General features: G+C 48.8%; 9 protein-coding genes. 8 read left to right on the forward strand and 1 reads right to left on the reverse strand.

Translation table 11 applies throughout. The features are described from left to right. Positions 1–67 precede the first annotated feature (67 nt). The 5 genes from NT073_RS24025 (at position 68) to NT073_RS24045 (ending at position 9,387) form a co-directional block, all read left to right on the forward strand. Positions 68–2,722, forward strand: coding sequence for an ABC transporter permease (locus NT073_RS24025; protein ID WP_297378754.1), 2,655 nt, complete (start codon positions 68–70; stop codon positions 2,720–2,722). A gap of 221 nt (positions 2,723–2,943) precedes the next feature. Then, positions 2,944–3,282 (forward strand): helix-turn-helix transcriptional regulator, encoded by a 339-nt coding sequence (locus NT073_RS24030; RefSeq protein ID WP_097124455.1) that lies wholly within the window; start codon positions 2,944–2,946, stop codon positions 3,280–3,282. Continuing rightward, entirely contained in the window at positions 3,279–5,897 is a 2,619-nt protein-coding gene (locus NT073_RS24035) for an ABC transporter permease (protein ID WP_297378760.1), read from the forward strand. The genes NT073_RS24030 and NT073_RS24035 overlap by 4 nt, the downstream gene beginning before the upstream one ends. A gap of 71 nt (positions 5,898–5,968) precedes the next feature. Beyond that, positions 5,969–8,626: an ABC transporter permease gene (locus tag NT073_RS24040; RefSeq protein WP_297378762.1), complete on the forward strand. Its 2,658-nt coding sequence runs from the start codon at positions 5,969–5,971 to the stop codon at positions 8,624–8,626. An 83-nt stretch (positions 8,627–8,709) separates the two neighbouring features. Beyond that, positions 8,710–9,387 carry an ABC transporter permease gene (locus tag NT073_RS24045; RefSeq protein ID WP_297378764.1) on the forward strand — a complete coding sequence of 226 codons (678 nt, stop codon included), beginning with the start codon at positions 8,710–8,712 and terminating at the stop codon, positions 9,385–9,387. Positions 9,388–9,455: 68 nt separating this feature from the next. Here NT073_RS24045 and NT073_RS24050 read toward each other — a convergent pair whose 3' ends face one another. Then, complete coding sequence (locus tag NT073_RS24050) at positions 9,456–9,818, reverse strand: DoxX family protein (RefSeq protein ID WP_297378766.1); 363 nt, start codon at positions 9,816–9,818, stop codon at positions 9,456–9,458. 154 nt (positions 9,819–9,972) lie between these two features. On the opposite strand from NT073_RS24050, the gene NT073_RS24055 reads away from it, so the two are divergent. The 3 genes from NT073_RS24055 (at position 9,973) to NT073_RS24065 (ending at position 13,451) form a co-directional block, all read left to right on the forward strand. Continuing rightward, on the forward strand, positions 9,973–10,377 hold the full coding sequence (locus NT073_RS24055) for a helix-turn-helix domain-containing protein (protein ID WP_297378768.1): 405 nt from the start codon (positions 9,973–9,975) through the stop codon (positions 10,375–10,377). Between the two features lie 150 nt (positions 10,378–10,527). Next, entirely contained in the window at positions 10,528–10,854 is a 327-nt protein-coding gene (locus NT073_RS24060; protein ID WP_297378770.1) for a helix-turn-helix transcriptional regulator, read from the forward strand. Continuing rightward, on the forward strand, positions 10,851–13,451 hold the full coding sequence (locus NT073_RS24065; RefSeq protein WP_297378772.1) for an ABC transporter permease: 2,601 nt from the start codon (positions 10,851–10,853) through the stop codon (positions 13,449–13,451). The genes NT073_RS24060 and NT073_RS24065 overlap by 4 nt, the downstream gene beginning before the upstream one ends. Position 13,452: the final 1 nt, after the last annotated feature.

The raw sequence follows: 13,452 nt of genomic DNA on the forward strand, positions 1-13,452 counted from the left end.
GAGGGGTATTAACAGCTCTGCCCCACGTCCGTATAGTCTCTTTGCCCACTACCCCATGCCCTCTGCCATGAAACCACCCCGCCGTGCCGACCGGCTACTCGAATGGTTCTGCACTCCCCACTTAGTGGAAGAGATTCAGGGCGATCTATACGAGCGATTTACCCGCGATGTGCATCGGTTGGGCCTTCCAAAAGCAAGGCAGCGTTATTGGTTCAATGTGCTGCGGTTCATTCGCCCTTTTGCCCTCAAGCGGCAATCTGACTATTATTCACCCGGTTTATCATCCTCCAATATGCTTCGCAACTACCTCAAAACCTCGATCCGCACCCTGACCCGACATAAGGTCAGTACGCTGATTAACCTGTTTGGTCTCACGCTGGGGATAACTGCCTGTCTGGTCATCTACCTCATTACCAATTACGAACTCAGCTACGACACCTTCCACCCCGATAGCGAACGTATTTATCGGCTGGTAGGCGAATCTCAATACGGGAAAACGGGCGAAAAGCACCCGGTGGGCTTTGTGCCGAATGCGGTTCCGAAAGCCATTCGGGAAGAAATTACGGGATTAGAAACGGTGGCGGCTTTTCATAATATCTCGTCAGATGTGCTCATTCCAACGGAGAAAGAAAAACCGAAGCGATTCGAGAGTAGCCGACATAGTGAACTAGTCGTCGTAGACCCGCAGTTTTTTGACATTTTCAGGTATCAATGGCTGGCAGGCAATCCCAAAACGGCGCTGAGTGAGCCGTTCAAAGTTGTCTTGTCCGAACAAAAAGCGCACACGTATTTTGGCAATATTCCCCTCAATCACATACTGGGTAAAGAGATCATCTATGAAGATTCGGTGCGGGTTAGCGTGGCCGGTATTGTAAAAGAGTGGGCGCAGCCATCCGATTTTGGCTTTACTGACTTTATCTCATTCGCTACAATTCGGGCCAGTAAGCTCAGGCAAAGCATCAATCTCGACCAGTGGACCGACATCTGGTCGGCTTCTCAGGCGTTTGTCAAACTGCCTCAGGGGGCCACACCCGAGCAGTTCACCGCCCAACTTCATCGGTTCGGCAAGATGCATTTTACCAAGGATATGGAGTTGCAATTTACTCCCGCCCTGCAACCCCTGTCCGACCTTCACTTCAACGTTAATTATGACGACAATTACTCCCGGAAAGCACATTTGCCCACGCTCTATGGCCTCATGGCGATAGCCGCGTTTATTCTTCTCATAGCCGCTATCAACTTTATCAATCTAGCCACGGCACAATCGGCGATGCGTGCCAAGGAAACCGGCATTCGGAAAGTGATGGGTAGTAGCCGGGCCAATTTAATTTTTCAGTTTCTAAGCGAAACGGCTTTACTAACGCTCATTGCCGTACTCATTTCACTAGTCCTTGTTAACCCAATTCTCCGCCTATTCCAAACCCTAACGCCCGAGGGACTAACGGTTAATCTGTTTAGCTGGCAAACGTTGACCTTTTTACTTTTTGTCACGATAATTACCTCGCTGCTATCTGGCTTTTATCCATCCTGGATGCTGTCTTCGTATGTGCCCGCCTTGACCCTGAAGGGTCAGTCGGTCCTGAACGGCGGGGAGAAAGGGTATCTCAGAAAAGGACTGATTGTTTTTCAGTTCACGGTGTCGCTGGTGTTTATCATTGGCACGCTTATGGTTAGCCGGCAGCTTAACTTCATGCGACACAAAGACCTTGGTTTCTCAACGAATGCCATCGTGTCGATCCGGCCCGGCCGTGATGATAAAGGACCGGTACTGGCACAGAAAATAAAGCAGTTAGCGGGTGTTGAGCGGGTTACCATGGAGTGGTTCCCACCCATGGGACAGGCCTTTATGGTGACTAAATTGACCTACAGGGACAAGAAAAAAAACGTCGAAATGGACGTTTCAGCCAAGATAGGCGATGAGAATTTTATTCCGCTATATCAGCTTCGACTTCTGGCTGGCCGGAATTTCCTAAAAAGCGACTCCCTTCGCGAATTGGTCATCAACGAGACGTATGCCAAAGCGTTAGGATTCAAAAAACCAGCCGATGCGCTTAACAAGCTCATCAAGTTTCAGGACAACGCTTTTCCGGTTGTGGGTGTGGTAGCCGATTTTCATGAGCAGTCATTTCACGAAAAGATTGGTCCGGTCTTTATTGCCAACATGCCGCAGGCACGCAATATTGGGGTTAAACTTGCTACTCAGGGAAAACAGGTTGGTGATTTAAAAACGACCCTGGCCAGCCTTGAACAGACCTGGAAATCCGTCTATCCCGACAAAAAATTCGAGTACACCTTTCTGGACGATTCCATTGCCCAGCTCTATGAGAAAGAACAAAAAACGGGTCAGCTTGTCAATACAGCTACGGCCATCGCTATCCTGATTTCGTGCATGGGCTTATTCGGTCTGGCCACATTCACGGCGCAGCAGCGTACCAAAGAGATTGGTGTTCGCAAAGTGCTTGGTGCATCGGTCGCCAGCATCGTAGCCTTGCTCACCAAAGACTTCCTGAAGTTGGTATTTATTGCCTTAGTACTGGCCTCGCCCCTGGCGTGGTGGGCCATGAATCAGTGGCTCAGGGATTTCGTCTACAAAGTCGATCTTGACTGGTGGGTCTTCGCGTTTGCGGGTGTTCTGGCCATTAGCATCGCGTTAGTGACCGTGAGTTTCCAGAGTATAAAAGCCGCCTTGACAAATCCCGTGAAGTCGTTGCGGAGTGAGTAGTGACCGTCCCCTCCTATTTTAGGAGAGGACGGTCCGACGCTTCGGTTAGGCCGGGCGGCCGATGCCGGTGGTAAACCCCGTCCTATACCGTACAGATTTTGTCCGATTCTGGACAACCATAAAAAAGCAGATAACATAAAACATGTCCCCAAAGCCTTCTCAGATGGCTTTTATATTCTGGCAGGGCATTTGCTCAGCAAAAATAGAACTAATGAACTACTATGAAACGGACCTACCTGGGCGAGTTTGAAGAGATTGTGCTGCTCACCGTGGCTGTGCTGGAAGGGCAGGCCTACGGGGTGGCGCTCACCCATGAAATCATTGAGCAGACAGGCCGGTCAGTTCGTCTGAATCAGATTCACGCGGCTCTGCAACGGCTGGAAGACAAAGGCATGGTGAAATCTGAAATGGGCGAACCCACCGCCGAACGTGGTGGTCGGAGGAAACGGCTATTTACGGTTACCGCCTATGGTCGGCGGACGTTGCAGGAAATTCAGGAAGTGCGCGTTAGTTTATGGAGCCGGCTGGTCAACCCCTTTAAACCCGTTACCAGTTTATGAAACCCCGAAACATCGAACCGCCCCGGTTAGCCGACCGACTCCTGGAATGGTTCGTGGCTCCGCACCGGCTCGAATCGCTGCAAGGCGATTTGCACGAAGAGTTCGCGTATCAGGTTCAGCGCATTGGTGAGCAACGGGCTAAATGGCGATACTGGCAGGATGTTCTGGGATTTATCAGGCCTTCATTTGCGATTAAACGAGACGCATCAGTCAATCAATATTTATCACCCGCATTAGCTAACCCTGCTATGATCCGCAACTATTTCAGAACTGCCTGGCGCAATCTGGCCAAGAACAAATTTTATTCGTTCATCAACATTTCGGGTCTGACTATCGGGCTGGCCGTTGGTATTCTCATTTTACTATGGGTTCAGGATGAGTTGAGCTTTGACCGGTTCCATACGCAATCGTCGTCAATTTATCGGCTCGAAAACTGGGCGGGCACCGGCAGCAGTCGGCAGATCTGGACAACCACCGTTGCACCCATTGCTGGTTTCGCCAAACGCGAGACGCCCGAGGTCAAAGATGCCGTTCGCTTAGCAGGAAACTATGCGTACACCTTGTTCAAATACAAGGGAAAGACTATCAACGAAAATAAGACATTCTTTACTGACCCTGCCCTGTTTTCGGTATTCGACTTCAAGCTGATTCAGGGGAATCCAGCGAAACCCTTCTCCGATGATCATTCGATTGTACTAACAGAAACAACGGCCAAACGCTATTTCGGCAATGAGAATCCAGTTGGCAAAGTACTGGCTGCTAACGACAATACGACATTCACCGTAAGTGGCATTGTCCGGGACTTTCCAAAAAACTCGTCAATTAAGGGCGATATGTTTCTCCCAATCTCTCTGTTTTTCAGGAACCTGTACGAAGGCAACAAGGATGGAAAAAACAAGGATAATGACTTCTCGCAATTCAGGTACGAAACGTATTTATTACTCCAGCCAAATACATCAGTGGCCAGTCTGGCAACTAAACTGCGCACCATTCACTTGCGTAATAAACCCGACGATACCGACCTCACCTACCTGCTGCAAGCCTTGCCCGATATGCATTTATACAAAGCCGACGGCACGGAAGGGGGTATCGAAACGGTCAGGATGTTCTCCATCATTGCGTTGCTGATTTTGGCGATTGCCTGTATTAACTACGTAAACCTGTCGACAGCCCGCTCCCTGCTGCGTTCCAAAGAAGTGAGTATGCGTAAAATTGTGGGTGCCGCCCGGAGTCAGTTATTCGTGCAGTTTCTAGTCGAAACCACGCTCCTGTTCTCGCTGGCTGCAGCGCTGGCCCTTGGTCTACTCTATGCCCTGCTGCCCCTATATAATCAACTGTCGGGCAAAGAACTTGCGCTCAATTTCGGTGACTACCAAATCTGGCAGATTATCGGACTTACCATCATCGGCACGCTGGCCGCGTCGAGTATCTACCCGGCGATCCTGCTGTCTTCGTTTGAGCCGTTAAAAGCCTTAAAAGGCAAAGTATCGGCCCGGCTAAGTGAAGCTTCGTTTCGCAAGGTATTGGTTGTCGTCCAGTTTGCGGTTTCGGTTATCCTGATTGCCGGTACGTTTATCATCAATAATCAACTGCAATACATCCGATCCAAAGAATTGGGTTACGACAAAACGCATGTGTTCGCTTTTTTCATGCGGGATATGGGCAAGCACTACGATGCCGTAAAAGCCGACCTGTTAAATCAGCCGGGTGTAGCGGCCGTTACACGCGCCGGTGGCAATATTGTTCAGTTAGGCGGCCAAACCGGTGATAACGAATGGGATGGAAAAGAGCAGGGCGAAACCATGATGATGCACACCGTGGCCATCGATAAAGACTTCATTCCGTTCTTCAATATGAAGCTGCAACACGGGGCCAATTTCACCGGGGCCGTGGCCGACTCGCTGCATTTTATCCTGAACGAAACAGCGGTTAAAGCCGCCCGGCTTGAAAATCCAATTGGCAAACGGTTCCGGCTATGGAAGCATAACGGTACCATCATTGGTGTGGTAAAGGACTTCCATTTTGCATCGATGAAGCAAAAAATAGAGCCCGCCATATTCTATTACGAACCCCGTGACTTAGGAGCCATCTATATTAAAACCACCGGCAAGGAGGCCGAACACGCCATAGCTTCGGCCCAAAAGTCCTGGAAACAGTACAATGCCGATTTCCCATTCGAGTTCTCGTTTCTGGACGATGTATTCACTAACCTCTACAAGACAGAACAGCAAACGGGGCTTCTGTTCACTATCTTTTCGTCCATTGCCATCCTCATTTCATGTTTGGGCTTGTTCGGACTGGCAGCTTATACGGCACAGGTACGCACCCGCGAAATTGGTGTTCGCAAAGTGCTGGGAGCCAGTGTTACCAGCGTCATTCAGCTCCTGGCCAAAGATTTTATTCAGTTAGTCCTGATCGCCATTGTCATTGCTGTTCCGCTTGCCTGGTGGGCCATGAGTGTATGGCTTGAGGACTTTGCGTATCGCATTGACATTGAGTGGTGGATGTTCGCCATTGCCGGTTTACTGGCGCTGGCTATTGCGTTGCTGACAGTGAGTTTCCAGAGTATCAAAGCGGCTCTGATGAACCCGGTTCGCTCCCTACGGTCGGAATGAAGAATGGATAATGTATAATGAATAACACGCCTGAATCACTAGTCTTTATTCTCCATTTTACATTATTCATTATGCCCCCTCCCCCTTTAGCTGACCGCCTGCTCAAACTCGTCTGCGCCCCTCACCGGCTGGAAGAGGTGCAGGGCGACATGCACGAAGAGTTCAACTGGCAGGTCGAGCGTGTTGGCGAACGGCGGGCCCGCTGGCGGTATTGGCGGGATGTATTGGGGTTCATTAAACTCTCTCTTGCCAACTGGCTGTTTGCCAGAGATCGTAAATCGTCAGACTATTCCTCAACTTCTTTTCTAAACTCAGCTATGTTCCGAAATTACTTCAACATCGCCTTCAGAAACCTCGTTAAGTACAGGACGTATTCGTTCATTAACATTGGTGGATTGGCATTGGGCATTGCGGTCAGTCTGCTTATTCTGCTGTTTGTGATTCACGAACGAACCTACGATCACTTCCACGCAAACGCCGACCAGATTTTCCGGGTTTACTCTAAACTGAAATTTGGGGAACAGGAGCTTCAAAGCGATCGGGTGTCAGCTCGGTTTGGACCGGCTGTTCAGGAAGCGAATGCCGGTGTATTGGATGTAGTTCGTGTTGCCACAACGCAGGGGCGTATTGTAATTAAAACCAGCCCGGAACGCAAGTTTTTCGAAGATAAATTTATTCTGGCCGATCCGTCATTTCTTGCCGTTTTCTCCTTCCCACTAGTCGAGGGATCAGCCAAAACGGCACTCATTCGACCGATGACCGTTCTGTTGACAGAGCGTACCGCCGAGCGTTACTTTGGCCACGAAGATCCCGTCGGCAAAACGATCACTTATAATAATAAGCTCAAGTTTGAGGTAACGGGCGTACTGAAAAACCCACCATCGAACTCGACCGTGCAATTCGACTTTGTGGCTTCCCTTAAGAGTCATCCAGCTATTGAACGAATACAAAATCAATTCATCAAAGATGATGAGGTGGCCTTGATGAATCAGCGTGTACAGGCTGGATCATTTCGAACCTATTTTCTACTTAACTCGTCAGCCGATACGGCCCGTATACTTCGCACACTGCCTGGATTGATCAAAGCATCCGGGGGTGGTGATATGCAGGGAACCCAATATATTATTGACCCACTAACGAGTGTTCATTTGGGTGTGAATTTCGGCGATACAGCCAATTCGCGCTATCTGAACATCTTTCTGGGCATTGCGGCTCTCATCCTATTGCTGGCGTTGATCAACTACATGAGCTTAACCACCGCCCGTGCTACCCAACGCGCCCGTGAGGTGGGTGTCAGGAAAGTAATGGGCGCGGGCCGAAACGAACTCGCGGGTCAATTTTATGGTGAGTCGATGTTGGTTACGGGATTTGCCTTCCTGTTAGCCTTGGTGTTGGTAAAGGTCCTTCGACCACCGTTTTACCAGCTTTTACAACTCGATATCGACCCGTCATTTATGTATACGCCCGCGTTCGGACTGGCGGCACTGGTGTTATTGATAACCTGCGTACTGCTGTCCGGAAGCTACCCGGCCGTGTTGCTATCTTCTTTTAGCCCGGTCAATGTGCTAAAAGGCAATCTGACAACCAGTAAAGGAGGCCCCGCTGTTCGCCGGGTTTTCACGGTCATTCAGTTTACGGTATCCATTGGTTTGATTGGCTGTAGTATTCTGATTTACCAGCAGGTACAGCACCTGCAAAACCGAAAATTAGGATTGTATAAAGACCGCGTACTCGTTCTGCCCGTAGATGCCTCCCTTACCCAACAATACAGTGTATTGAAACACGACCTCAGGCAAATACCGGGTGTGGAGCGGGTAGCGGCTGCATCGTCAGTGCTCTACAAAGAAGGGGGAAGCATCTTCTTTACACAATCGCCGACAACGAAGAAAGACATCAGCATCCATATATTATCCGTAGACGATCAATTTGCCGAAACCCTCCAGATTCCCTGGAAAAGTAAACCTGACCCAACGCGTTTGGCGGCCCCCAATACGGTTGTCCTGAACGAAATAGCCGTCCGAAAGATGGGATTCGGCAAGCAACCACTGGGCCAGCAGTTGTCGTTTGGCTCGGAGAAGAGCGAAGTAGTTGGTGTGATGCGTAATTTCTATTTTACGAACATCAACGATTCCAACGAACCACTGGCACTCTTCGTTGCCAAAGATACCGCCAGTGCCATGGCCACGTCCGGGGGTAGTCTGTACATTCGTATTCAACCTAGCGCTGATTTACAACAAACGGTCGGACGCATTGAAACGGCCTATCATCAAATCAACGCCGAGAAGCCGTTTGAGTATTATTTTCTGGATCAAACCTTCAACAGCATCTACAAATCGGAGGCCCGGCTAGCCAGCTTATTCAGCGTTTTTACGGGTTTCGCCCTATTCATTGCCTGTCTTGGTCTATTTGGACTAGCCGCCTTCACAGCCGAGCAACGCACCAAAGAGATTGGCGTTCGCAAAGTGCTGGGGGCTTCCGCTGCCAGTATCGTTACACTGCTTTCGGCGGACTTCCTCAGGCTAATTATTATTGCCCTGCTTATTGGCTCTCCCCTAGCCTGGTACGCCATGCACCAATGGCTGAAAGACTTCGCCTATAAAATCGATATCGCGTGGTGGGTATTTGCCCTGGCTGGTGGCCTGACCATCGCGATTGCCGTATTAACCGTCAGTTTTCAGGCGGTAAAAGCAGCCCTTATAAATCCGGCAAAGTCGTTGAGAAGCGAGTAACTAGAGCTGACCTTAACAATTATTAACGACTTGTCTATAAGTAGTTTAGCTACCTTTTTGCCCAACTAAGCTACTTATAGACCATGTTACGAAACTACATTAAAATTGCGATCAGGAATCTGCTCCGGTGCAAGTTCTATGCACTGCTCAACATTATTGGTCTAGCCGTTGGTATGACGTTCACGCTGCTTATTGGCAGCTACATCTGGAGCCAATTACAGATAAATAACAGATTACGTAATGCCCCTAATCAATACATCATCCGCAGTAAATGGAAACAGCCCGGCTTGGGCTATGAAGATGTAACGGTGGCTCCGCTAGGTATAACGCTGAAAGAAAAATACCCCGACTTAGTCGCTAATTATTACCGGTTCGACGTGCTCACGACCGCTATATCCAGCGGGAACAAGCACTTTGTTCGGGAAGTAGCCGAAGCAGATTACTCAGCCATGATATCCATGTTTGGTTTCACTATGCTGTATGGCGATGCCCGAACATCCCTCAAGGCGCCAAATTCAGTGGTGATTACGGAAGAAAACGCTTTAAAGTATTTTGGCAAAACGGATGTACTTGGACAAGTGCTGAACCTGAGCAACTATACAGGCAGTAAGCAGGAATTTGTGGTAACAGGCGTATTGAAAAATCTGCGAAAAAACTCGGTTACATACCTGTGGGATTTGCCGGTAAATGTCTTCATTGAAGAGAGTGAAATAAGTGGAGTGAGTACAATAAGTGCAGTCCCGGTCACCGAGTACGTTTAATCTACCGTTTGATCGACCATCCCGGTCTGTAATATACTCACTCCACCAATCACCAATTTGCCACTCCACTACTCCACCGACGCAGGCAAAAAGATCGTTTTATCTCTTAGGAAAGCGGCAATCCAGATCAGTACCAACGGCACGAATGCGTTGAGGGGCGAGCCATGCGATAGCTCAGTAGCGAGTGCCCCGGCAAAATAGCAGGAGAGCAGGATAAAGCCCAGTTTCATCGTTTTGGAGTAAATGAATAGGGCTGCGAAGCCGATTTCCATACAGCCCAGAATAATAGCTTTATCGCCCACCCCCGCTTTCGTTAGGGTGTCAACAACTTCTTTCGATTGGGTTAGCTTCATAACACCACTCATGATGGCCATGCCAGCAGCCAGAACGGTGAAAACGATGGTTACAATACGCATTACTTTTGAATTCATCTTGATGTACAATTTACAGTAACCGTTGGTGGCTATGTTTCGGGAAGCAAACCTACGCAAACCCACTATCTATCGGTAAGCACTATACTAAAGGATACCACTATACTTTAGTATACTACATGGCCTTGTGAAACCAGCCTGTTATCTTTAATCCATGAGCACTGTTCTTGAAGCAACCCCTCCACCTGTCAATGGTATACATTCAATCCATTCCGCAGCCGAATGTACACAGAGCGCGCAAGCTGTTCAGGACGCCCTCTATGTTTTGAGCGGCAAGTGGAAGCTCCCCATTATCGTTGCCCTGAGTACTGGCCCCAGACGCTTTGGCGAATTGCAGCGGCTAGTTTCGGGTATAACGGCCAAAGTCCTCAGCAAAGAGCTCAAGGAACTGGAAATGAATGAATTCGCTGTTCGGCGTGTCTACGCCACGATGCCCGTTACAGTCGAATATGAACTAACGGCATACAGCCAGTCCTTAAACAGCATTATCGAAGCGTTACGCGACTGGGGCATCCAGCACCGCGCCCGAATTCTAGGAAAAAGCAAATCTGTCGACTAGAATTCTCTGTCCAGATGCGTACAGCCGGTGTCCAGAAACGGACAAGTCACCAATCTTCGTAACAACAAAAAGTGCCATTTCTAACCGGAATGGCACTTTTTGTTATTTGGCCGGGCATTTGTTATACATATACACAACTAATGAACGACCATGAAGGGGACCTACCTGGGCGAGTTTGAAGAAGTGGTACTACTGGCAGTGGCCATCCGGTCGGGAGATGCGTATGGAGCGGCTATTGTCACAGAGATTGAGCAGCAAATGAGCCGCTCAGTAAACCTGGGTGCCGTCCACTCCGCCCTGAATCGGCTGGCCGAAAAAGGGCTAGTGACATCAGCACTAGGTGGTGTAACAACCGAACGTGGTGGACGGCGAAAGCGGTTGTACTCGGTTACGGCAGCTGGACAGCGGGCATTGCAGGAAGTTCGGCAACTGCGCAATCAGATGTGGGAAGCCATTCCAAACACGGCCTGGTCATGAAAACGTCCCCACCGCGCTGGGCTACGCGCCTGCTGTATCTCGTTTGTGCGCCCAATAGAATAGATGAGTTGGAAGATGATTTAAACGAACTGTTCTACGAACGAATTGAGTCGGTGGGTCTGCGCCAGGCCCGGTGGCGGTACATAAAAGACGTGTTAAGTCTAGTGCGACCCAGTCTAGTGCGACCCAGTCTAGTGCGGCCCAGTCTACTGCGACCCAGTCTACTGCGTCCTTCTCTCATCAAACGTCAGGAATCATTCTACCCGAAACAGACCAGTATGACTATGCTACGTAATTATCTGAAAATAGCGTTCAGAAACCTTACCAAGAACAAAGCCTATTCAGCGATCAACATCACTGGCCTGTCGATAGGCATGGCCTGTAGTTTACTGATTGGCTTATGGGTACTAGATGAATTCAACGTCAATAAGGGCTATAAGGATGGCGACCGAATTTACTTTATCCGGCTGACAGATGGTATCTCTACCAGCGAGATTATGCCAGGCCCACTGGCGGCAGCACTCAAAAAAGATATTCCTGCCGTTGAAAAAGTCACAAAGTTTACGGTTTGGAGCAACGATTTCCTGCTCAATGCAGGTCAGCAAAGCAGTAAGAAAACTGGCATCTATGCAACCGAAGACTTTTTCGATATTTTCCAATATCCAGTTTTACAAGGTAACCCTAGTCTTGCGATTCAGTTACCGAACAGCATTATTATCACTCGAAATACAGCCCAGACGCTTTTTGGACGTATCGACGCGGTAGGACAGACGCTTCGACTTAACAACGATAAATATTACCGTATTGGCGCGGTCATCGATAATGTTCCAGCCAACTTATCCGTTCAGTTCGACTGGATTGTCAACTTTACAGTTTCTGAAGAAGACTGGATGAAAACGTGGGGTAGCCGTTCTTTTCTAACCTATGTAAAACTTAAACCCAACACGACGCAGAGCCAGGCAGAAGCCAGCATGAAAGGTATACTGAAACGGTATATACCCGATAATAAGGAAATCCCTGTGCTGCAACCCATTGGCGATACGTATCTATACGGGAATTATATAAATGGTAAACCAATGGGTGGGCGTATTAGCTATGTGCAAACGTTTACTCTGGTAGGCCTGCTTATCTTGCTTATTGCCTGCGTCAACTTCATGAACCTGAGCACGGCCCGTTCGGCCAAACGGGCCAAAGAAGTGGGTGTTCGGAAAGTGGTGGGCGCTAGTCGCTGGGCGCTGGCAGGGCAATTTTTTGGGGAATCAATATTGCTGAATTTAGTCGCTGCCATAGTCGCCGTTCTTCTGGTGATCAGCTTATTGCCTGGTGTCAATCAGGTTGTTGATAAGCATCTGTCTATCGACCTCTTATCCCCAATGATCTGGTTCTATTTAGTGATTCTTGTTGGTGTTACGAGCCTACTGGCCGGTATTTATCCGGCTTTGTTTTTATCGGCTATGCAGCCAGCCAAGGTTCTTAAGGGAGTTTTTGCGAAAGTTTCAGCAGGTGCTACCTTCCGTAAATCACTGGTCGTCTTTCAATTTTCGTTGTCGTTGTTCTTCATTATCGGTATGCTCATTATCGGTCGGCAAATGGCGTATATCCGAACGAAGCAATTAGGTCTCGACCGACAAAATATCATTCACCTACCGGTAGAAGGTGAGTTGCGGGGTAAAATGGAAACGCTTCGACAGGAGCTGCAACGATCAAATGCGATTCGTTCAGTGACTACAGTGGGCGAGCTTCCCATCCAAATCGGGAGTACGACCAGTCTGAACTGGCCGGGAAAAGATGCCAAACGGGACGGTAGCGTTACCACAATGAAAGTGGGGCTCGATTTCGCCAAAACGCTCGATATCCAGTTTGTTGCCGGACATGATTTTGGGCCAGCCGATACAATGAACTGCATTGTTAACGAATCGACCGTGCGGATGATGAATCTAAAAAACCCGGTTGGCACCGAGATCAACAAAGGTCATATCATTGGCGTTGTGCGGGATTTCCATACCAGTTCGTTCCATGACCCTATTCGTCCGTTATTACTGACCTACTACCCTAAATGGACGAACGATTTCCTGATAAAGACAAGTCCCGGAAAAATGACCGAAGCACTTACAATCATCGAGCAGCTAACGCATCAACTTAACCCTGGCTATCCGTTTACGTACCACTTCCTGGACGAAACATACGAAAAACTATATCGAAGTGAAACATTGGTCAACAGGCTTATTAATTTTTTTGGTGTGCTGGCTATTCTTATATCGTGCCTGGGTCTGTTCGGTCTTGCCACGTTCAGTGCCGAGCAGCGGACCAAAGAAATTGGCGTTCGCAAGGTGCTTGGGGCATCGGTGAGTAGTATAGTCGCACTTCTCTCTAAAGACTTCCTAAAACTAGTTCTGCTAGCTATTGTCATCGCGTCACCGATTGCCTGGTATGCGATGACCAAATGGCTTCAGAACTTTACTTACAAGATTGACATTGAGTGGTGGATGTTCATGCTGGCGAGTTTACTAGCGGTTGGGATTGCTTTACTCACCGTTGGTTTCCAGAGCATTAAAACTGCATTGATAAATCCGATAAAAAGTCTGCGAAGCGAGTAGA

This window comes from Spirosoma sp., assembly GCF_026391055.1.
GTDB lineage: Bacteria > Bacteroidota > Bacteroidia > Cytophagales > Spirosomataceae > Spirosoma.